Genomic DNA, 21304 nt, shown 5'->3' with positions numbered 1-21304 from the left:
CGCCTTTTAAAAGCCGAGTACCGATGACCAAAAAATTGGGTCCAAAGCCTCGCCCTTCTAGAGTGACTTTTGCTAGGATTAAGATGTGGCAAGGGTAATCAACCCCATTAAAAACCCAGTAGCCGAAAGTCAACGCACCTGTGGCGCACGCTCCGTTATGGGGTTCTGTGTAGGAAAGTGTGCAGCAGGTAAAAACTAGCCGGCGGCAACGCTGCGGGTACAGGCAACAAGTACAGCGAAACCGAGAGGTGCTTCGGTTTTGAACTGTAGGGTAGGGCATACCCAAACAGGCTTTTGTAATGGAGCAAAACGCTTGGGGAGAAGATCATCTCTGGCATAGACAGGTTGCCCTGTGTGTGTTAAGTGAATTCGTTGAACCAAGAATCTTCTTGCCTTTCGGCAGAGGAATGTCAAAATCATAAAGGAGTGTTGTGAACAAACATGATCAAACTGCGATTAAAGAGATATGGTAAGAAGCGGGAAGCAAGCTACCGGATAGTTGCGATTGATAGTTTATCTCGTCGTGAAGGTCGTCCCTTAGAGGAACTGGGCTTCTACAATCCCAGAACAGACGAAACTCGATTGGATGTCCCGGCGATTGTTCGGCGCCTACAACAAGGGGCGCAACCTACTCGAACTGTGCGTAACATCCTGCAAAAAGCCAATGTATTTGAACAACTCAAGTCCAGATCAAACGCTGAATCCAATTCGTCAGAACCCGAACCCCAACCCGTCAGCTAGTAGACCCGACTACGCTGAGTTAGTACGATTCTTGATCGAACCCTTTCTAGAAACTCCAGAGTCCTTAAGAGTCGATTGTGAGCGCTCCTCTGCTCAACAAAGAACGTGGATTCGGTTAGCCTTTGAAGCCGAAGATAAAGGCCGGGTTTACGGTCGGGGTGGGCGCAATATTCAGGCGATCCGCACCGTCTTGTCTGCGATCGCCCAAGCTGCCGGAGAATCGGTTTATCTCGATATCTACGAGAACCCATCCAACGGGGATCGTCCCCGCATTTCTCCGAGTCGTCCTTCTCCGAGACGTACAACCCGAACAACCCGTCACCGTCCATCGACTACTTCTCGCCGATTTGCTAGAAAGCCGGAGCGATAAGCGTTAAACCCACTCCTCCCGTTAACCTCGGATAACGGGAGTTAAACCGTTTGATAACAGTTGCCAAAATAGGAGCGTTCAATTAAACTTAATTGCTCAATCACATTGGCCGATTGTGTTCAAATTCAACTGGGAAAGTCAGACGTCTAGAACTGCTTTTCGGTGAGTGAAAATTCCGTTGTAACCGTTGTCAAAAACTATGGTTGGTTTAACCGGTGTCCGTCGTACCTTTTCCGGCGCCCCTTGGGAGTCACAAGTTGGCTACTGTCGTGGGATTCGAGTTGGTGATCAAATCTGTATCACCGGCACCGCCCCCGTCGCCCCCGATGGCAGCGTCTTCGCCCCCGGAGACGCCTACGCTCAAGCCAAACGCTGCTTTGAGATTATCCAACAAGCATTAAAAGACCTCGACGCCGACTTAAGCTGTGTGGTGCGAACTCGAATGTATGTCACCGATATTCATCGTTGGGCCGAATTTGGACAAGCCCATCACGAATTTTTTGCCGAACATCCTCCCGCGACCACAATGGTAGAAGTTCAACGTTTGATTGATCCGGCGATGTTAATTGAAATTGAAGCCGATGCTATTGTAGTAAACAATAATCCTTGATTTCTGTTATTTTCAGACAGAATCGTTAATCTCCAACCCCGATTTAATCCAGCGAATGACAGAGCGCTTAACCATCGAGTTACCCAGTATTGAAAGTGCAATGGCGCTTTCAGGATACCAAGAAGATAACCTCAAAACCCTATCCAAACAAACCGGCGCCCAACTGGTGCTGCGGGGTCAAGAACTCCACATCAGCGGCACCGCCAGTCAAATTGAACTCTGTCAAAAATTGGTGCAGTCTCTCAAAGACTTTTGGAAAACCGGTAAAGCGGTTACTGGCGTTGATATCCTCACGGCGCGTCATGCGTTAAATACCAACCAACAAGAAGAACTGACCGCCATTCATCAAGACGTTCTCGCCACCACTCGGCGAGGGATGGAAGTTCGGGCGAAAACCTTTCGCCAGCGCCAATATATTCAAGCCATCCGTACCCACGACTTGATCTTTTGTACGGGGCCTGCGGGAACCGGAAAAACCTATTTGGCGGCCATTATCGCGGTTCAAGCCTTACTTTCCGATCAATACGAACGCCTAATTTTAACCCGTCCTGCGGTGGAAGCCGGCGAACGTTTGGGATTTTTACCCGGAGACTTACAACAAAAAGTTAATCCTTATTTGCGTCCCCTTTATGACGCCCTTTACGAACTGATTGACCCCGAAAAAACCGCCAACTTGATGGAACGGGGTATCATTGAAGTTGCACCTTTAGCTTATATGCGAGGACGAACTTTAAACAACGCTTTTGTCATCTTAGATGAAGCCCAAAATACCACCCCCGCCCAGATGAAAATGGTATTAACTCGATTAGGATTTCGCTCTCGAATGGTTGTAACTGGAGATACGACCCAAACCGATTTACCCATTAATCAATCTTCGGGTTTAAGTGTCGCTTTGAAAATTTTACAGAATGTTGAAGGGATCGCGTTCTGCGAATTTTCTCAAGCGGATGTGGTGCGAAATCCGTTAGTTCAGCGCATTGTTGCCGCCTACGAACGGCATGATAAATAATCAGAAATGTTAACTTATTTATTCACCCAAAAATTATTATGGCAACCCTCAAAGACTTTTTAGAAGCTTGCGAAACCCTCGGAACATTGCGGTTAATTGTTACCAGTAGTTCGGCCGTATTGGAAGCCAGAGGAAAAATAGAAAAGTTATTTTATGCCGAACTTCCCAAAGGAAAATACGCCAATATGCACACCGAAGGCTTTGAATTTCACCTGAATATGGATAAAATTAAACAGGTCAAATTTGAAACCGGAGAAGCCAAACGGGGAAACTTTACCACCTACGCCATTCGTTTTATCGATGACCAAGAAGAAGTCGCCCTGAGTGCATTTTTACAGTGGGGAAAACCCGGAGAATACGAACCCGGACAAGTCGAAGCTTGGCAAGAACTTCAGTCAAAATACGGAGAAGTTTGGCAACCTTCCCCCGTTGAAACGTTATCCTAAACAACAGATGAAATTCAAAACATTAATCCTCATCTGTCTTTTGTTCTTCTGCTTTTTTATCGGAAATTCTGCCACTGCCGGACAACTAAGCGAACGAGTTGCAGAGTTTCCCAACTGGGAAAGTAAACCCATTCTGAGTGAAGCAGAAGGGGATTTAATTTATCCCAAATGGATGGCGGGAGAATGGCAAGTTACCAGTACGTTAGTTGAGATGGTGGCACCATTAGCGCCGGAAATTGTTACACCGGGTTTTGAAAGTAATCGTCAATATCTCAATCAACCCCTAACGTTTAAGGTGAGGTTTTATCCGCAAAAAAATAAGCTTGTTAACGTTAATTTTCCGTTTCCGCAAACGTTAAACGTTCTGAATAATTCCGGGAAAAATAACAATAAAATTGTCGGAGATCGGGCGTTTAATGGGTTAAATATCGCCAAAGCTGTTTTAGGAGATGAAGCCGTTTTAGAGGTGAAAGTTGACCCGAAAAATCCCAACAAACAGATTACCTTTTTAGACAATAACAATCAACTGCTTTCCACCGTTACCCTTCGGGGAAGCGAAACCCCAAGTTTCGATCAATTTGTTTCTACAGAAATCTTTCAACAAATTTTTCAAGCCGAAACATCGATTTATCTAAACGAAGTCGAAACCACAACCGCCTACACCGCTAAATTTAACGAAAAACAACCTAAAAAGGTGGATGAAATTACTGCTAATCAAATAACAGCGATTTATTTATCTCCTCAAGATCCCGATTATTTTAAAGCAGAAAATCAACCCGTTTCTCTCTATCGTTATCAGTTAAAATTATTGCCGATTAAAACTTAAAATGAGTTCGCCCGAAAAACCCAGTTGATCATAGAAACCGGGTTTTTATTTCCTACTTGGTTGCAAAACCACAGTAAGCACTCGGATTAAATTGACGGTATTCGGGTAAATTTTCCTCACATTCTGACTTAGTTTCAAACCAATCAGCATAAACTTTATAAGAGTTGTGCTGAGACCAATTAGAATAGTTAGGACTCCAAAATAAACCCGCATCAGAATAACCGTTTTCTATTAAATCTTGACGTTTTTGTTCGGCTTTTTCTGGGTCATTAAAAGCAGAATCAGCAATAAAATAAAAAGACATCGGTAGGTTAGACTGTTGGGCGAGAGTAGAAGCTTCAGAAGACTTTTGTTGAAATAAAATCTTCAAAGGAATCGCAATACCTAATCCTAAAATAGCACCCGTTAAAACTCCAACTAACGTTGCTTTTTGCCAATCTTTTAACTGGTGAAAGAATTGTAATTTAGAAGTTTTATTTTTGGGCGACGCAGTGGGTTTAGGAAAAATAATCGTCGAAGGGGGTAAGGAAGGTTCAGTTTTGGGAATGGGACTCGGAAGCGTTTGTAAAGCGGCGTACATTTCCTCAGCCTTAGAAAAGCGATCGCGAGGATAAAACTGAATCGCTTTATCTAAAATGGCAGCAAAATTCCGACTAATATTTGGAACATTTTCATGCCATAAAATTTTTCCCGTCTCGCGATCAATATTCATCTCTTTAATCGTTTTACCCGTCAATAAATAAATCGCCGTCATCCCCAAACTATAAAGATCGCTAGAATATAAAGGATAACCCACCGCCTGTTCCGAAGCCATAAAACCCGGTGTTCCAATTAAAATAGAAGCCGTCGGATTTCCCTGAGAATTTAACATCGTTCCCATCGTTTCCTTCACCGCCCCAAAATCAATTAAAACAGGTTTACCCGACGGGTGACGTAAAATAATATTATCCGGCTTAATATCCCGATGAATTAAACCCTGTTTGTGAATGCGATGTAAAATCGGTAAAATACCCAGTAAAATCTCTTTAACTTCCGCCTCGCTTAACCGTCCTAACCGTTGAATTCGAGTTGTTAACGTTTCTCCTTCAATCCATTCTTGAACTAAATAAAACTGTTCTTCTTCTTCAAAATAAGCGTATAATCGAGGAATGCGATCGCTTTTTTCACCCAGTTGTTCTAAAATAGCCGCTTCTCGCCGAAATTGTTCTTGAATTAACGAATAAATTTCAGGACGATTAACACTCGGTTTTAATTGTTTGATCACACAGCGACGACCCGAAGGCATTTGAGTATCTTCTGCGAGAAAGGTTTCGCCAAACCCACCGCTACCAATCGATTGTAAAATGCGATAGCGATTATTGAGGAGTTTTTCCGGATTTGGGGGAGTGTGAGTGAAAACTTGCATAAGGCGACCTTGATAGAGTGAAATCATCTAGTTTCTGCTTAACTTCACTCTATAAACACCTCAAAAAGTTGAGTTCCCCTAACGTACAACTTTCTCAACTATCACAGGTATTTTTACCCCGATTTGCCGTTAAACTCCTAATTTCACTATCCGAACCGATATTCCCCCCTAAATTCCACTGTGACAGCTTGCGTGTTGTCACTCAAATAGAGTAATTCTCATCTCTATGCAGCATTTATCGATTATTTCGGCGATGGCTTATATTTGATAATTTCGTGCTAAAATTATTCAACTCAAACTAATCTCAATCAAACCCATCCAGTTTAACCAACGGCGAGAAAATCTCCTTCAGCGTTTTTTCTGATATTGGAAAGTAACTAAGATTAAATGAAGTCTTAATTTTGCAAGCGAATGAGTGAATTTAATTGCCGGGTCACACCTCTAAACCGTCGAACCGTTGAAGCCACACCCGAAGGCGGAAAGATTGAGTATGAAGATTTTGGTTGTACGGTAGACATCACGGGGCCGTTGCTGTACACTCTGTTTCAAGAGCGCTGGCAGGAGGTTCAGATTGGTCATGTCGTTGAAGGGGGAGTGTTAGAACTCGAATTTACTCAACCCCCGAAATTGTGCATGATTTACGATGGTTATCTCACCGTAGCGACCGAAGCTTGGCATATTCATTTGTGCTTGGAAGATCATCTCGGCGGGCCGCATTGCAAGACCCCTGTGGAGTTGCGACAACGGCGACGAATTCATCGGGCTTCGCTGTATCGACGCTTGAACTCAACTGGAAGACCGACCAGTTGGGGAATTCAGTTTTGGAATGGGGATCAAGAAAATATGATGACAATCTTTTTGCCAAATCCCTGTTTGACGGCCGATGAAGATTTACTTCCTTATAATAAAGCGGATTTGAGTAAATTGGCGCTTTACGAAGAATTGCGAGAAATCTATGTTTTGGGCAATCGTCCCATTCCTTTTAATTCTAATCCCCTCAAGCGGCCTTATTTATCAGTTTGTCGTTCATCCCGTTGTTATCCTTCTCGCCAATGGCAACCGATTTATCAGGCTTTGCAAACGGCCGTTAATCAAGCCGAATTGGAAGTTGATGTGATCACATCGGGTTGTTTGGAAGTGTGTAAACTGGGGCCGGTTGTTTTTTATTCAGGAGATAGAACCTGGTATACTCGCGTAACTCCCGAGGTTGCCAATAAAATTGTAGCGCAACATTTGAGTCAAGGTCAACAACTCACCGAACATTTATATCCTCCCGTTCAATCGAAGTCTATTCAAGAATGATTGTAGAAATATTCGGGTTAATTTTTTAAGAAAAACCCTCTCGAAATCCAAGTTGAGGATAAAAAAATGAGCATAATTCACCCATCCCAAACCCAAAATTATATCTGGGAAAACCGTTGGATTGCCGTTGCTAAAAGTCAGTTTTGGCAAATTTTATTTCTGGCAATCGGTACGGGTAGCACCATCATCTATCCCCACGCCCCTTTAGTTGCTTTTGGTACAATAGCCGGAACGACCCTAAACCGTAAACGGGCAATTTTACTCGGATTAATCGTTTGGTTGGTGAACCAACTTTACGGCTTTCTTATTCGAGATTATCCCCGCAGTCTCGATGCGTTTGCTTGGGGATTAATTATGGGCGTTGGTATTATATTGGTGACGGGATTTGCGAGTATTAGACCTGGGTTCAGTCGCCAACAGGGTTTCGGTCATGTTTTATGGATTATTCTGGCAGCAATCTTTGGATTTGTGTTGTACGAAAGTCTAATTTTACTCGCCTTTCCCGTGCTTACCGATGGTCACAGCATGGGGTGGAATATTCTACAAAAACTGTTTGTGAAAAATATGATTTGGACGGCAGGATTGGGAATTTGTCACGGTTTAGTTTTGCGACTCACCACTCAATTTTCAGCCCAACAGTCTTCTTGATGGAGTTAGAAAGGCGCAAATTAGATGTCTCTATTGATAATTATCCAGTTGTCGTGATACAATACTGCATCTATCGGTTTTAGTGGGGGTCAGCCACTAGAGTTAACGGGGAAAGTTTGGTGAAAATCCAACGCTGTCCCGCAACTGTGATGAGATTTTAGTTGAGATTTTCTACTCATCAAATCTCTTAGTCAGGATGCCCGCCGATGGAAATCTACAAACAACTCAATCTGCGAGGTACAGATGTCAAGAGTGAGTCGAATTTTCAGCCTTGTCGCGATGGCAGGGTTAAGCTTTTATCTCGTTGTCGGCGCCGCATCTCCCGCCCAAGCGATGCACATTATGGAAGGATTTCTTCCGGTGGGTTGGGCGATATTTTGGTGGGTTTTGAGTTTACCTTTTTTCGTTTTGGGCGTGAAATCTTTGACCCAAATTACCCGAGAAAATCCCGAACTTAAATTATTACTGGCTTTGGCGGGAGCATTTAGTTTTGTGCTTTCTGCACTCAAAATTCCTTCTGTTACCGGAAGTTGTTCGCATCCAACCGGAACCGGACTGGGAGCGGTTTTGTTCGGGCCTTCTGTAATGGCCGTATTGGGGAGTTTGGTATTAGTTTTTCAGGCGGTATTACTCGCTCATGGCGGCATTACAACGTTGGGAGCAAACGCTTTTTCGATGGCAATTGTCGGCCCTTGGATTGCCTACGGAATTTATCGTTTATGTTTGAAACAAAGACAACAAAAACTCGGAATTTTTCTCGCCGCAACTCTAGGAAGTTTAGCAACTTATATTGTCACTTCGATTCAACTTGCTCTGGCTTTTCCGGCTGCAACCGGGGGCGTTTTGGCGTCGTTTATTAAATTTGCCGGAATTTTTGCTTTAACCCAACTTCCCCTATCCATCAGCGAAGGTTTGTTAACAGTATTAGTGTGGAACTGGTTACAATCTTACGCCTCGGAAGAACTTCAAACCTTAAAACTTTTGCGAGAGAACTAGGAGAATATTATGCAGTCTGAAAAACAAGGAAATTGGTTTCTAGTTTTAGCCGTGATTGCCTTAGCAATATTACCGTTAATATTTGTTCGGGGAGAATACGGGGGAGCAGATGGCGAAGCAGAGGAAATGATTACAGAAATTCAGCCGAACTATCAACCCTGGTTTAATCCCCTAATTGAAGTACCGAGCGGAGAAATAGAAAGCCTATTATTTGTCTCCCAAGCCGCTATCGGGGCGGGAATTGTTGGCTATGTAATTGGCCTGTACAAAGGTCGTCGGGAGGGAAAAAATCAAAAACCCTAATGCACCATCAAATTGATTCTTTAGCCCATACAAATCGACTGCGTTATCTCCCCCCAGAACACAAACTTCTGTTTGGAATAACCCTGTTTGGTTTGAGTTGGGCGGCATCTTCACCCCTGCAATTTTTAATAACAGTTTGGATTGCAATTTGGATTGTTATTTATGCTCGAATTCCGGCGTCAGTTTACTTGAAATTACAGGCGATTCCGTTCGGATTTTGGTTAACCAGCGTTCCCGCTTTGGCCTTGGGGGGCGTTTGGTTGTCGGATGTGCAGTTGGTTCAAACCGATATTTTTTGGGGCGTAACTTTGGGCAATCTTTTTATCTACATCAGTCAACAAGGACTTCAACAAATTGCCGTTTTATTAACCCGTTCTCTGGTACTAACTTCCTGTATGTACTTTATTTTGTTAACCGTTCCTTTTGTGGAAATTGTGCGGATTTTAAACAAAATAGGCTGTCCTAGTTTGATAACAGAACTGCTAACTTTAATGTATCGGTTCATTTTTCTCCTCACAGAAACCGCCAGCGAACTGTTAACCGCCCAACAAGCCAGAATCGGTTATTGTAATTGGAAAACCGGAATTCGCAGTGTGGGAATAGTCGTCAGTCAACTGTTACAGCGAACTTTAGAAAACTACCGTCAAATTTCTCTGGGATTGACATCGCGGGGATTTACAGGAGAACTAAAAGTTTGGTATATTCGCCGCTATAAACCTAATTTTCGCTATTCTGCTGAAGCGATTTGTGGGTGTTTTTTACTGTTCGTTAATATTGGATGGCATTATGTCACCAGAATCTGAACTTCTCAGTTTTAAAAATGTTGAGTATACTTATCCCTGTAGCCAACATCCTGCGGTTCAAAATCTAACGCTGAAAATTCCCAAACATCAACGCTGTGCGGTTATCGGACGAAATGGTTGCGGAAAAACCACATTATTTCGACTCGCTAATGGATTATATCGTCCTCAACGGGGTATAATAGAATGGCAGGGAAAACCGTTAAACTATGACCGAAAATCCTTAAATCAATTGCGACAAAAAGTTGGTTTAGTTTTTCAAAATCCCGAACAGCAATTGGTCGCCACAACCGTAGAAGAAGATATTTCCTATGGACTGTGTAATTTGGGTTTACCCGAGTCCGAAATCGCCCAACGGGTTCAACAAACCTTGTTAGATTTTGACTTGCTTAATTTAGCAGACGCACCGATTAATTACCTCAGTTTGGGACAAAAAAAGCGCGTTTCTATTGCCGACGTAATGGTTCTACAGCCCCAACTTTTATTACTCGATGAACCCACAGCATACCTCGACCCAAAACAAGTTCAAAACTTTCGCCAAACCTTAGAAAAAGTTTATAGCAGAGGTACAACAATTCTACTAGCAACTCATAATTTAGACTTTGTAGAAGCTTGGGCGGATTGGGTTTTTGTGATGGATAGCGGAGAAATTGTATTAGAAGGAACTCCAGAAACCGTATTTAGCCAAAGTCAACAAATCCAAGAATTGGGTTTAGGAGTTCCCCTGATTGTTACGGCGTTAAATGCTATTCAAGATGAACTAACTCTCAATCAATTAACACCGTTATCTGCGGAACAATTGCAAAAAATTCGCCAGCGTATTCGCCAGCTTTAATCCCCGCACCCACCACAACCACCACAACCCCCGCCATCGCAACCACTATCACTTCCACAACCACTATCGCTACTACCACCATAACTACTACTGCGGCTACTGCTACGAGAACCACTTCGGTAACTTCTACTCGAAGTAGAACCTGATGGACTAGACGGTAGAAAACAAACTGCAATACAAAGAGTCAGAATGCAGAAAATTAATAGAAATCCTACGGGTTTTCCGCGAAAAATACCTACAAAAATTTTAGTCACACCCAACCCTAAAACTGCCAACATAGGGAATACAGGTAAATATTCAATTAACGAAGGTTTTCTAGGGGTTAACGAAGTTGATGTTGGCGGCTTTGTTAAGCCTTTTAAACCCAAACTCAACACAATTGCAGCAAGAACAGAAATAAAGTAAAATGCTAAAAATTCTGGCCCGGTAAAATCAAGAGGATTCTGAATATTTTTAATAGAAACTTCACAGGCGGTTAAAGCTAGAGTTAGAAGAAATCCAAGTCCTAAAATTGCCGGTTGAGGAAAGCGAAATTGAGGTAAATTTAGGTTACGAAACTTGGGAATAATCCAAAAATCCTCCGTATTTACCCGTTGAACTTTAATATCGTGATTAAAGCGAATTTCCGCAGGGGGCCAAATCTCAACGGGGGGAAATTCTCCGAAGAATTGGGTATAACTTTATAAAGTTTTATTGTACCAATCATTAAATTTTTCCCCTTCCAAATGTCCGCCTTGGGTGGGGTTGTGATGTAGGGTTTTTTGGAGAATATTCGGGCATAATTCATCCCAATAAGAACGGGTATAAGCTAAGTGCAAATGCCAAACTTGATCGACTTGTTCGGAAGGGGTAACGGGATGTTCCGCGACAACTGCTAAAAAGGCAAATTTTTTGTATTCTGCGATCGCTTGCTGAGTATATTCTACAGTCCAACCGTTATCTCTGGCTAGGCGTTTGCTAAAAGACAGTTTAGCGTTGGGTTCATCCAGAGAAAACCCTTGTAAACGTTGATAAAGTTCCTGTTGTTGAAGATTCATTAACTTCTTCTACAGCTTTCATCTAGATCTCTGTTATAACATCAGGCGTTTAATTATATTTTATGAAAATCTTAATTTATTATTACGCTCGTTGTTGTGCTTCAGCACCCTAAATTTCTACAGATACGCAGACTTTCACAAAACGGTTAACTTAACAATCTGACACATTTTACAAACTTAGAATTTCCTTCGATCCAACCTCAGAAGACATCAGAAGAATATCAAATCTATATCAATTCAGCAGAAGCAAAGATTTGTTGTGCAGTTAGTTGTAAGTTCGGAAATATTGAAGAAACTAACCGATCATTCTTTTGAAATCGCTGTTTTTGATACTCGTCCTCTACCAATGTACAGATAGTCACCGTTGGCTGTTTGGGTTTACCAATATATTCTCGACCACCCATCCCCAAATAATCAACAATCCAATATTCAGGAACCCCAAATAAAGCATAATCTTCTACTTTCCGAGCATAGTCATTTTGCCAGTTTGTACTGACGACTTCAGCAATCAGTTTAACAGAGTTTCCCAATGTAATTACAGGTTCTTTTTGCCATAAGGGTTCATTAATCAGTTGAGATTTGTCTAATAGAATGACATCGGGACGAAAAGCCGTGTCCGTTCCTAAAAGTTTGATTAAGCATCGATGGGGAATAAAATAATTAAAATCCTGACGATCTATTTCTACATTTAGTTTTCGTCCAATAAATGCTGAGACTTGCTCATGGGTTCCGGTGGGTTCCATCTCAATTAATTCACCATCTATAAGTTCATAGCGATCGCAATCGCCGTACTGGATAATAAATTCATCAGCAGTCAGTAGGTTTGAAGCGAATTGAACCATTATCATTTTTCCCGATTGTTTCTGCAATTGCTTACATTTTAGATAATTATTGAGTATTATACAATAAATAGAAGTTAAAAACTATTAAAATCAAGTTGTTAATTAAGCTTAAAATTAAGTTGGGTGTTGCCTTGGCTCGACCCAACTCTACAAACATCAACCAACATTAACAACCTGTCAAATATTCTAAAAAATTAGGGTCGATTTCTCAACTCATTGACAATTTCTTGCGCTAAATTTTTCGACCACAGCGAATCAAATGCACAAAGAATTTGCCTGTTTTCTGGTGAAAGCCAAACGATCGCATTTTCCACATCCGAAATTTGATAGGATTCATTCAACAAAACAGAAGTTAGCAAGCGGTGAACCGCGATCGCTTGTTCGTCTGTCAACACAATCATTTTTCTACCCTCCGTTTCTGAATGGTTTTGGCTGTTTCCCCTTTCGACAGCATCACCAACGCCTGATCAATGTCCCGAACCTTGATTTTTCGGACTGCGATCAGAATCGACTTGATCAACGCCACTTCATCATCGGTAAGTGTAACCATCGGTTAATCCTCAAAGCGTATTTCTAAAAAGTGGTGTATATACACCACTAACTTCCCATAATACAGGAAAATTACTAGAAGTCAATTCCCTGTTGAGATATGAACGCTAGGAAAGCCGATCAGAAGCAATTAAAGATAACCGTTTCAGAAGACGTGTATCACCTGTTGAAACGCCTAGCAGGGGTTAAGGCTAGTTCTATGAATAAGGTTGTCGGTGAGGCGATTGACCGCTATTTAGAAGAAAGTGACATTCAAGAATTGATAGAACGGTACAATCTCGAAGAGTAACAATGCGATCGCCTGTGACAATCTCAAAGCGTAAACTATACCGTATTCAGGATGAGTGCAAAACCGTAAATTTTCGGAGTTGCTGAAAACTTTTGATACAACCCAATTTATCGAAATTCCGTACAATCACTAATTGTATGTTTGATTGGGATGGTTGATAATAGTAACGACGGATAAAAAAGAGAATCCTAATCAAAATTAAATTGTTTTTTTGAACAGGATTTTGGATGGGTAATGGTAATGGGTTGAGTTCTAGAGGTTAACAAACATGGTTATTCCAGGATGGACGGTTGTTCGAGCAATTCCCCCTGAAGTTATTATGGGTTTAATAACTGGAAAATACAAGGATTATGGCGGTGTAATTCGTTGGGCTGCGGGAACAGAAAATGCAGGTCAAATTGTTCGACATTTAGTAGCATCTCCACTCAATCCCCTCAGTGGTGCTGTTTCAGGGCTTAATTTAATTTCTGGAATTACTGCTAATGCTCAACTATTTGGGTTGTCGGGTCAGGTTAATTCACTTTCACAGATGACTCAACAACTTCTTAAGATGACAACAGGTACAGCGTTAAATCCTTTCGGTGCTGCTCTTTCAGGGCTTAATTTAATTCCTGGAATTATTGCCAATGTTCAACTTGAACAAGTTAAAGGAGAAACTCGACAAATTAAAGAAATTGCTCAATTGAACACCGATCAATTATTTGAGTTGTCGGGTCAGGTTAATTCACTTTCACAGGTGACTCAACAACTTCTTCAAATCGCAACAGGTACAACAATTTTATCGGGTTTGAATCTAGCAGTCAGTTGTGTTGGTTTTGCTGTTATTAATAACCGACTAAACGCCATCGATAATAAGCTGCAAGAAATCCAAAAAGACGTTAAGGAAATAAAATCTTTTTTAGAAACTACCGAACGCGCACAGCTTTTTTATGCTCTCAAAGAACTGTTAAAAGCCGATGATAATATTCCGGTTGAACATCGCCATACAATTCTGCACGATTCCCGCAAAAAACTGGGCGAGATTAATATGCGCTATCAGGAGCTTTTATCCCACTCTAATACAATTGAGATGGCAATGGCTAATGAGGAATATTTTTCGCTAACAGCATTAGCCCATGCAAGATGTACGGCTGAATTAGGAATGCTTGAAATTGCTTTACAAGAAATAAAGGAAATGAACTTATTTTGGCAAACTCAAGCCCGACGAATTGCCAAAGAACTTCTGATTGGAGAGTATCCCCAACGTTTTATAGCAAGCGATTTTGTTGATGATGTTTTAGTTTTAGAGTTAACAAAATGGTTGGATTTTGCATATAAAGATGAGAAAGGACTGTTTTGGATTGAAGAATTGAGACGCAATCATATTAACGAATTTTGGTATTCTAAAGGTCTTTTGAGAAAAGGTAAATCTGGTCTTAATCAAAATGTTGGTGTTGGTTTGGAAAAAGAGAAAAACCTGGTGATTCCAGCCCTGCGAAAATTAATGGCTCGGAGCGAAGTTTTTGAAGGTTACGTCTCCCAATACGAACTGTTAAAACATGATCAAATGAAACCCTCTGAATTTGAAAAAGAAGTCGCAGCATTACCCGAATCCTCTGCTGTTGGCGGATATTTTATCCTTGAACCTGCCTTTGAATTGACGGGTTTTTGATGAAAAAAAACAAAATAAAACAGATAATTGATCCCCTTAAATCCCCCTTAAAAAGGGGGACTTGAAGTAGATTCTCAACCCAAATCCCGGTTAGATCCCCCTAAATCCCCCTTAAAAAGGGGGACTTCATGTAGATTTAAACCCCCCTTGAGAAGCAGGGCTGTTTCATTCTAAAATTTTGCGATCGCGAGGAGCTAAAATTGGAAGCAGTTTCACCCCTTTTTTCTTCAGAACACCTAAAATCTTAGAAAAACATAGCGATCGCCTGACTCAAACGGCTTGTTCCACTCTGATTCTTAAAGGCGGGAATTGAACAATAAAACTGGCGATCGCGCCGGATGTAAAATGATAGCAATCGCCAGTTTTTTCTTAAATTTTATCTATGGATAGTCTAATTAAAGAACTTAAAAAAGTCAAGGACTTTCGCCGCCGCCAGGGCAGAAGGCATCCATTATGGTTGGTGCTATTGATAGTAATTTTGGCAGCGATGCAGGGATACTTAGGGTATAGAGCGATGGGAGATTTTGCCAAAGCCAATCAACAGCTAATTGTTAAAAAATTTAAGATTTCATCCCCAAAAGTTCCATCTTCATCAACCATAAGACGAGTTCTGATGGGAGTAGACTGGTCAAATCTTCAGGACATTTTTAATCAATGGTCTAGTAGTCTATGTGAATCTGATGATTTGAGGGATTGGGTCTGTATTGATGGCAAAAGCTTAGGCAGCACTGTAGACAATTTTGGCAACTCTCATCAAAACTTTGTTTCATTTGTTTCCTTGTACAGTCAAGAATATCAAGTTGTATTGGGATTAAATTGCTTTGAGAACAAACGCTGTTCAGAAATTAAGCAAGTCCAAGAAATCATCGAAGATTTTCCCCTGAAGAATCAAGTATTTACTCTGGATGCTTTGCACTGCCAAAAGCAAACCGTTAAAAAAATTATTGAATCAAAAAATCACTACTTAATCACCGTCAAAAAGAATCAAAAAAAATTGTATCAAGCTCTAGAGTCTGTCGCCCACAATCAAGAGCCTTTGAGTATCAAGATAGAGCAAGATAAAAGTCATGGTCGCCAAATTCAACGCCAAGTAGCTGTCTTCAAGAGTATAGATTCCCTGAAATCTAGTTGGTATGAAATTAAAAGCTTAATCCGAGTTGAAAGATGGGGTAAAAGAGGTAAAAAGGACTATCATCAAGTCGCTTACTACATCAGTAGCGTTTGGGAAAAAGCCGATTATTTTTCTGAAAAAATAAAAGGTCATTGGCAAATTGAAAATCGCTTGCATTGGGTCAAGGATGTGATCTTCAAAGAAGATGATTCTTCTATAGCTCACTTTCAAGCACGAACGAATTTATCGATTCTTCAAACTATTGCAATTAATCTTTTTAGACTTTTAGGCTTTGTGTCAATTACAGAGGGTCAAAGATGGCTTAATAACAGGTGGTCTAGGCTTTGGATTTTGTTAGAATGAAACGGCCCTGCCCTTGAGAAGGGGGACTTCAAGTAGATTCTCAACCCAAATCCCGCTGATATCCCCCTAAATCCCCCTTAAAAAGGGGGACTTCATGTAGATTTAAACCCCCCTTGAAAATGGGGACTTCATGTAGATTTTTACCCCCCTTTTTAAGGGGGGCAAGGGGGGATAAATTAGATGCAGCTTCATAAAAAATTGATATAAATCCCCCTGAAAAAGGGGGACTTCATGTAGATTTAAACCCGCCTTGAAAATGGGGACTTCATGTAGATTTAAACCCGCCTTGAAAATGGGGACTTCATGTAGATTTTTACCCCCCCTTTTTAAGGGGGGCAAGGGGGGATCTAAGACGTTTAAAAAGAGGTTTTTAACCCCTAATTTTCAAGCCCAATAGCCGCCCCTTCCCGCCTCGGATCGGCAGCCCCTTCCAACACACCATTTCCCGTTACTCGGATTAAATTTGCATTACCCCAACCGTCCCATTCATCAATATTATGTCCGCGACGCCGCAACTCATCCAACGTTTCCGGGTTCATTCTCCCCTTTTCAACAATTAACTTATCCGGTAGCCACTGGTGATGTATTCGGGGTTCCGATACCGCCTCACCCGCATTCATCCCAAACTCAACCACATTTAACACCAGTTGTAGCGACGTGGTGATAATGGTACTCCCACCCGGCGAACCCCCCGCCATCACAAACTTTCCATCTTTCGTAACAATAACCGGACTCATACTCGATAACGGCGTTTTCAACGGGGCGATCGCATTCGCCTCTCCCCCAACCAACCCGAACAAATTGGGAACACCCGGCGCCGCAGCAAAATCATCCATCTCATTATTTAACAAAATTCCCGTCCCCTCGGCAACCACAGCGGCGCCAAAACTCCCGTTAATAGTAAACGTCAAACTAACCACATTGCGTTCGTTATCGACAACCGTTAAATGACTCGTTTCCGCAGACTCCCAAAAATAACGCTTTAAAGTCGCCTCATCAACCGGTTTTACCTCCGTTGAAAGTCTGGCTTTGTTCATGTCGATCGCTTGACGCTGTTCGGTCGCGTAGGGTAAACTCGTTAAACCTTCTGTCGGTACCGTCACAAAATCCGGATCGCCCAAATAAGTCGCCCGATCCGCGTAAGCAATTCGCATCGCTTCAGCCAACAAATGCAGCGTGTTCGGGTCTTGTCTTCCCCAACGTTTTAAGTTAGTATCTCCGATCATATTTAAAATCTGAACCAAATGCACGCCCCCCGAAGAAGGCGGAGGCATCGAACACACTTGAGTTTCGCGAAATTCACCACAAATCGGCTTTCGCCAAATCGGAGTATAGGCTTTTAAATCATTTAAAGTAATTAAACCGCCATTTTTTGCCATATCTGCGGCGATCGCCTCAGCAATTTCTCCCCGATAAAAACTGTTCGGATCTTCAGCAATTTTCTTTAACGTCGTTGCCAAATCCTTTTGAATTAACACCTCACCCGGCTGATAAAATTCCCCGTTGCGAGTAAAAATTGCTTTCGCTGCGGGGTTGCTCAAAATTACCTCTTGACGCCGTTCAACCGATCTGAGAAAATAATCCCCAACGGGAAAACCGTTCTCGGCTAAAGCGATCGCCGGCTTAACCACCGTCGCCCAGGGCAACTTTCCGTAATATTGATGAACGGTGTAAAGACCCGCAACCGTTCCCGGCGTACCGGCGGCGAGATGTCCGTCCAAACTCGCTCTAGGCTTAACATTCCCCGCTTCGTCGAGGTAAATATCGCGTGTGGCAGCTTTCGGCGCCCGTTCGCGAAAATCGAGGGCTTGAACCGTGTAGTCTTCCCCCGTTTGTGGAGTCGTTGGCGGAAAACCCACTAACAAAAAGCCGCCTCCGCCAATACCGGCGGAAAACGGTTCAACAACAGAGATAGCAAACGTTGTGGCTACAGCCGCATCAATGGCGTTACCCCCCCGTCTTAACATCTCAATACCGGCTTCACTCGCCAACGGATCGGCAGAAACCACCATACCCTGTCGGCTGCGTTCAGACTCGGCAACATTCAGTTGAGATTCACACCCAGTTGCCCCAATAAGAATAAGTAAACAAATAAAACTCTGGAAAAGTCGTAAATACGAACGCCATCGAGCAATTCTAAGCTGAAGCTGCACCGAATTTGAAAATCCTCTGCGATCTTTGCAGTGCTGATCTTAGCGTAAAACTGTCTTTGGTAAAAAATTGCTGGAAGCCAGCAGCATCACCGTAAAACCGAGTTGCAAGACCCAGGGGGCGGCGACAAAAAACCAAAGTCCGCACACCACACCGACGAAAGACGCCAGCAGGCAGGTCAATTCTTTCGGGGTTCCCAGGGGATCGCCCAAAGTCACCCAAACCGCCAGAAAGCAGATAACTAGAGGAATAATGAATTGTGCAGTCATAACTTTTCATTTCTTCACATTCTATTCATCACAGTATAATCAACAATTGACAAAAATGGCACCTTAACGTTCCGGGTTCGTTATTGCGTTGTTGGGCTTCAGCCCAGAAAGAAGGCAACAGGCAGTTATCAGTTATCAGTGACCAGTGACCAGTGACCAAGCGTTAACCCTGATAACCCAGCCGTCAACCCATCCGTTTCTGAAAGCATTAACCCTGATAACCAAGCGTCAACTCATCCGTTTACCATCTTCCCCATCTGCTGCGATATACTAACATTGCATCAAGATTGCTATCGAGTTTAAGCAATGCTAGGCAAATTTTTCAACAAGCCCGAACCCGAACAAAGCGATCGCGTACCTCCCGGTCAGTACCTCGCCAAAGGATTTCCCGTCCTCACCTACGGAGAAACACCCCAAATTAGCACCCAAGACTGGGAATTTAAAATTTGGGGTTCAGCCACGCCCAAGACCTTCACCTGGTCTGATATCATGGCAATGCCTCAAAGTGAGTTTACCGCCGATTTTCACTGCGTTACCCGTTGGTCAAAGCTGGATGTGAAATGGCGGGGAATTAAAGTGACTGACTTTATGAAACAGGTTGAAGTCCATCCTAAAGCAATTCACATCATGGAACATTGCTACGGAGGTTATACCACGAATATCGCTTTAGACGACTTTTTGCGAGAAGAAAACTTTTTCGCCCATACCCTTTTTGATGAACCTTTACCCCCCGATCATGGTGGTCCTTTGCGTTTAGTTGTTCCTCATTTGTATGCTTGGAAAAGCGCAAAATGGATTAACGGTTTGGAGTTTCTAAACGAAGAAGCGCTAGGATTTTGGGAACGCAACGGTTATCATAAACGGGGCGAACCTTGGGCAGAAGAACGTTATAGCGGTTTATTTTAATATCCTCAAAACGTTGGAGGAATTATGTCCGATATCGCCTCGCAAACCAATGGAGTTAATATTAACTCAGAAATCTCCCCCTGGCTGACTCCTTTGGCTTATTTCCTGTTTGGCAATCTGGTTTTACCGATATTTTTTGGTAGAATTCAGATTAACGGACAGGAACACTTACCCAGTGAAGGTGCCGTGATTTTCGCCCCGACTCATCGATCGCGTTGGGACCCCATTCTTTTAGCCTATGCCGCCGGTCGCACGGTAACGGGGCGAGATCTGCGCTACATGGTATTGTTAAATCAAACCAAGGGAATACAAGGTTGGTTTGTGCGTCGTTTGGGCGGGTTTCCCGTCGATCGCGATCGTCCGACAACCTCCAGTATTCGTTACAGTATCGAATTGTTAGAAAATCAAAAGGTTTTGGTTTTGTTTCCCGAAGGGCATATTATCGAAGGGAATAAAATCGATCAAATACAGCCCGGAGTTGCTAGAATTGCCCTACAAGCCGTTTCCAATCAATCAGATTTGAGTTTAAAAATTGTTCCCGTCAGCATTTATTATCAACATCCCGCACCCCCGCCAATGGGGTGTAAAGTTTGGGTGAATATTGGCACCCCTTTGAATGTGAGAGAATATCAAGATGATTCCATTAAAAAAGCAACTCGACAGTTAACTAATGATTTAAAAGAATCGCTCAAAAATTTACATCAACCCCCTTCCGAACTTTTGTGACAGTTGATTAAAAGTCTACAAAATTAGCAATTTTGTGCTAAGATACATACACTTTTAGCCCCCGGAGGGTGTGACAGTTAACAAAAGTATTGACAATTAATTTCAATTTACAACTCAATCAATTAAACTGCGAGACAACACCTCTATTCTCGCAATTTATTACATGAATACAAATGTTCCTTCTCAACCCCTATCCAAGACTCAACCCCTGATCTTACCCCCTTTAACACAAGATACCATTACACGCGCCCAACAAGGTTTGGAAGCCGCCCAGTTACTCAATGCCGAGGCCATTGTCGAAAAATCCTTGCATCAAACCGAAGTTTTAATTCAACAAAAATCCAGCCTAAAACTGCGGGGTTGGATACGTTGGCTGTGTATTCGGAGTTTGATTCGGAGTTTATTTCGGGTTAAAATAGAAGGTCGCGATCGCCTGCCAAAAGAACCCGTTATCATCGCACCCAATCACCTCAGCCATATCGATCCTTTTCTAATTTTATCGGAAATTCCCTATCAACCCTACTATTATATTTTAGGGGATGCTCGCACACTTTACAACAAATTTTGGAAACGGATATTTTTGCGGTTTAGCGGCGGAACAATACCCATCGAACGCATTTGGAAAGAAGAAATAGCCGTTTTAGAAGCAGCCCAAGCCGGAGAAGAACATTTAACCGAATTAGCCGCAGCCATTGAACGGGACGTTCACAAAGGAAACTCCATACAAAGTTTGCGACGACTCGAACGAATTGTACAGGGACTTTTTGCAGAAAACAAAGGAATTCTTATCTTTCCTGAAGGGCGACTCGGACTTCAAGAAGGCGAGTTATTTCTTCCTCTAAAACGGGGAACAGTCATCTATGCGTTAAAAACCGGAATCCCGATTTTACCCGTCGGAATTATTGGCACAAAAAACCTTTATTTATACAAAGAACTCACCATTCGTTTTGGTCAACCGCTGATTTTTCCGCAAAACAACCGACCCAAACCCAAAGATATACAAATGGCGTTAGACACTTTACAAGCCGCCCTTTTGGATTTATTACCTAAAAATTATCAAGAACCGGATGAAGTGAAATTATTTAGTAACTTTCTAAATCATATGTTGTGGTAAATGGA

At 42.3% G+C, this 21304-nt stretch carries 26 protein-coding genes and 1 riboswitch; of the genes, 19 read left to right on the top strand and 7 right to left on the bottom strand.

Annotated elements, in window-relative coordinates:
• Positions 1 to 441 precede the first annotated feature (441 nt).
• The 6 genes from rpsP (at position 442) to ACL6C3_RS09780 (ending at position 4002) form a co-directional block, all read left to right on the top strand.
• Positions 442 to 741: a 30S ribosomal protein S16 gene (gene rpsP / locus ACL6C3_RS09805; RefSeq protein ID WP_413166981.1), complete on the top strand. Its 300-nt coding sequence runs from the start codon at positions 442 to 444 to the stop codon at positions 739 to 741.
• A 31-nt stretch (positions 742 to 772) separates the two neighbouring features.
• Entirely contained in the window at positions 773 to 1111 is a 339-nt protein-coding gene (locus ACL6C3_RS09800; RefSeq protein ID WP_413166980.1) for a KH domain-containing protein, read from the top strand.
• Between the two features lie 199 nt (positions 1112 to 1310).
• Positions 1311 to 1721, top strand: a complete 411-nt coding sequence (locus tag ACL6C3_RS09795) for a RidA family protein (protein ID WP_413166979.1) — start codon at positions 1311 to 1313, stop codon at positions 1719 to 1721.
• Between the two features lie 55 nt (positions 1722 to 1776).
• Positions 1777 to 2730 carry a PhoH family protein gene (locus ACL6C3_RS09790; RefSeq protein WP_413166978.1) on the top strand — a complete coding sequence of 318 codons (954 nt, stop codon included), beginning with the start codon at positions 1777 to 1779 and terminating at the stop codon, positions 2728 to 2730.
• A gap of 38 nt (positions 2731 to 2768) precedes the next feature.
• Positions 2769 to 3176, top strand: coding sequence for a ChuX/HutX family heme-like substrate-binding protein (locus tag ACL6C3_RS09785; protein ID WP_413166977.1), 408 nt, complete (start codon positions 2769 to 2771; stop codon positions 3174 to 3176).
• 7 nt (positions 3177 to 3183) lie between these two features.
• A complete protein-coding gene (locus tag ACL6C3_RS09780; RefSeq protein ID WP_413166976.1) occupies positions 3184 to 4002 on the top strand; it encodes a DUF6816 family protein in 819 nt (272 codons plus the stop codon).
• 52 nt (positions 4003 to 4054) lie between these two features.
• Here the strand turns inward: ACL6C3_RS09780 and ACL6C3_RS09775 are convergent, their stop codons facing one another.
• On the bottom strand, positions 4055 to 5407 hold the full coding sequence (locus tag ACL6C3_RS09775) for a protein kinase domain-containing protein (protein ID WP_413166975.1): 1353 nt from the start codon (positions 5405 to 5407) through the stop codon (positions 4055 to 4057).
• Between the two features lie 411 nt (positions 5408 to 5818).
• Between ACL6C3_RS09775 and ACL6C3_RS09770 the strand changes: the two genes are divergently transcribed.
• The 7 genes from ACL6C3_RS09770 (at position 5819) to ACL6C3_RS09740 (ending at position 10696) form a co-directional block, all read left to right on the top strand.
• A complete protein-coding gene (locus ACL6C3_RS09770; protein ID WP_413166974.1) occupies positions 5819 to 6709 on the top strand; it encodes a (2Fe-2S) ferredoxin domain-containing protein in 891 nt (296 codons plus the stop codon).
• Positions 6710 to 6775: 66 nt separating this feature from the next.
• Positions 6776 to 7357, top strand: coding sequence for a hypothetical protein (locus ACL6C3_RS09765; RefSeq protein ID WP_413166973.1), 582 nt, complete (start codon positions 6776 to 6778; stop codon positions 7355 to 7357).
• Between the two features lie 57 nt (positions 7358 to 7414).
• Positions 7415 to 7580, top strand: a riboswitch (cobalamin riboswitch).
• Positions 7581 to 7636: 56 nt separating this feature from the next.
• Positions 7637 to 8353 (top strand): energy-coupling factor ABC transporter permease, encoded by a 717-nt coding sequence (locus tag ACL6C3_RS09760; RefSeq protein WP_413168291.1) that lies wholly within the window; start codon positions 7637 to 7639, stop codon positions 8351 to 8353.
• A 9-nt stretch (positions 8354 to 8362) separates the two neighbouring features.
• A complete protein-coding gene (locus ACL6C3_RS09755) occupies positions 8363 to 8656 on the top strand; it encodes an energy-coupling factor ABC transporter substrate-binding protein (RefSeq protein WP_413166972.1) in 294 nt (97 codons plus the stop codon).
• On the top strand, positions 8656 to 9459 hold the full coding sequence (gene cbiQ / locus ACL6C3_RS09750; RefSeq protein WP_413166971.1) for a cobalt ECF transporter T component CbiQ: 804 nt from the start codon (positions 8656 to 8658) through the stop codon (positions 9457 to 9459). Before ACL6C3_RS09755 ends, cbiQ begins: the two co-directional genes overlap by 1 nt.
• Positions 9443 to 10291: an energy-coupling factor ABC transporter ATP-binding protein gene (locus ACL6C3_RS09745; protein ID WP_413166970.1), complete on the top strand. Its 849-nt coding sequence runs from the start codon at positions 9443 to 9445 to the stop codon at positions 10289 to 10291. The genes cbiQ and ACL6C3_RS09745 overlap by 17 nt, the downstream gene beginning before the upstream one ends.
• 189 nt (positions 10292 to 10480) lie before the next feature.
• Positions 10481 to 10696 carry a hypothetical protein gene (locus ACL6C3_RS09740; RefSeq protein ID WP_413166969.1) on the top strand — a complete coding sequence of 72 codons (216 nt, stop codon included), beginning with the start codon at positions 10481 to 10483 and terminating at the stop codon, positions 10694 to 10696.
• Positions 10697 to 10971: 275 nt separating this feature from the next.
• Here ACL6C3_RS09740 and ACL6C3_RS09735 read toward each other — a convergent pair whose 3' ends face one another.
• The 4 genes from ACL6C3_RS09735 to ACL6C3_RS09720 form a co-directional block, all read right to left on the bottom strand.
• Complete coding sequence (locus ACL6C3_RS09735) at positions 10972 to 11328, bottom strand: glycine-rich domain-containing protein (RefSeq protein ID WP_413166968.1); 357 nt, start codon at positions 11326 to 11328, stop codon at positions 10972 to 10974.
• Between the two features lie 227 nt (positions 11329 to 11555).
• Positions 11556 to 12170 (bottom strand): Uma2 family endonuclease, encoded by a 615-nt coding sequence (locus tag ACL6C3_RS09730; protein ID WP_413166967.1) that lies wholly within the window; start codon positions 12168 to 12170, stop codon positions 11556 to 11558.
• Between the two features lie 194 nt (positions 12171 to 12364).
• Complete coding sequence (locus ACL6C3_RS09725) at positions 12365 to 12571, bottom strand: hypothetical protein (RefSeq protein WP_413166966.1); 207 nt, start codon at positions 12569 to 12571, stop codon at positions 12365 to 12367.
• Complete coding sequence (locus ACL6C3_RS09720; protein ID WP_413166965.1) at positions 12568 to 12720, bottom strand: hypothetical protein; 153 nt, start codon at positions 12718 to 12720, stop codon at positions 12568 to 12570. The genes ACL6C3_RS09725 and ACL6C3_RS09720 overlap by 4 nt, the downstream gene beginning before the upstream one ends.
• 99 nt (positions 12721 to 12819) lie before the next feature.
• Between ACL6C3_RS09720 and ACL6C3_RS09715 the strand changes: the two genes are divergently transcribed.
• From ACL6C3_RS09715 to ACL6C3_RS09705, 3 genes are all read left to right on the top strand, one after another.
• Entirely contained in the window at positions 12820 to 13008 is a 189-nt protein-coding gene (locus ACL6C3_RS09715; RefSeq protein ID WP_413166964.1) for a hypothetical protein, read from the top strand.
• Between the two features lie 268 nt (positions 13009 to 13276).
• Positions 13277 to 14659 carry a hypothetical protein gene (locus tag ACL6C3_RS09710; protein WP_413166963.1) on the top strand — a complete coding sequence of 461 codons (1383 nt, stop codon included), beginning with the start codon at positions 13277 to 13279 and terminating at the stop codon, positions 14657 to 14659.
• Positions 14660 to 15041: 382 nt separating this feature from the next.
• Entirely contained in the window at positions 15042 to 16133 is a 1092-nt protein-coding gene (locus ACL6C3_RS09705) for an ISAs1 family transposase (protein WP_413160293.1), read from the top strand.
• Between the two features lie 377 nt (positions 16134 to 16510).
• On the opposite strand, the gene ggt is transcribed toward ACL6C3_RS09705, so the two are convergent.
• The gene (gene ggt / locus ACL6C3_RS09700; protein WP_413166962.1) at positions 16511 to 18286 is read right to left on the bottom strand and encodes a gamma-glutamyltransferase; all 1776 of its coding nucleotides are present in this window, start codon (positions 18284 to 18286) and stop codon (positions 16511 to 16513) included.
• Positions 18287 to 18325: 39 nt separating this feature from the next.
• Entirely contained in the window at positions 18326 to 18553 is a 228-nt protein-coding gene (locus ACL6C3_RS09695; RefSeq protein WP_413166961.1) for a hypothetical protein, read from the bottom strand.
• 306 nt (positions 18554 to 18859) lie between these two features.
• Between ACL6C3_RS09695 and ACL6C3_RS09690 the strand changes: the two genes are divergently transcribed.
• The 3 genes from ACL6C3_RS09690 (at position 18860) to ACL6C3_RS09680 (ending at position 21299) form a co-directional block, all read left to right on the top strand.
• Positions 18860 to 19459: a sulfite oxidase-like oxidoreductase gene (locus ACL6C3_RS09690; RefSeq protein WP_413166960.1), complete on the top strand. Its 600-nt coding sequence runs from the start codon at positions 18860 to 18862 to the stop codon at positions 19457 to 19459.
• 24 nt (positions 19460 to 19483) lie between these two features.
• The gene (locus tag ACL6C3_RS09685) at positions 19484 to 20185 is read left to right on the top strand and encodes a lysophospholipid acyltransferase family protein (protein WP_413166959.1); all 702 of its coding nucleotides are present in this window, start codon (positions 19484 to 19486) and stop codon (positions 20183 to 20185) included.
• Between the two features lie 163 nt (positions 20186 to 20348).
• A complete protein-coding gene (locus tag ACL6C3_RS09680; protein ID WP_413166958.1) occupies positions 20349 to 21299 on the top strand; it encodes a lysophospholipid acyltransferase family protein in 951 nt (316 codons plus the stop codon).
• Positions 21300 to 21304 lie beyond the last annotated feature (5 nt).

This window comes from Capilliphycus salinus ALCB114379, assembly GCF_047276495.1.
In the GTDB taxonomy this organism is placed as follows: domain Bacteria; phylum Cyanobacteriota; class Cyanobacteriia; order Cyanobacteriales; family Microcoleaceae; genus Capilliphycus; species Capilliphycus salinus.
Note: the sequence above shows the minus strand (reverse complement) of the source record. Positions and strands in the feature narration are given on the sequence as shown.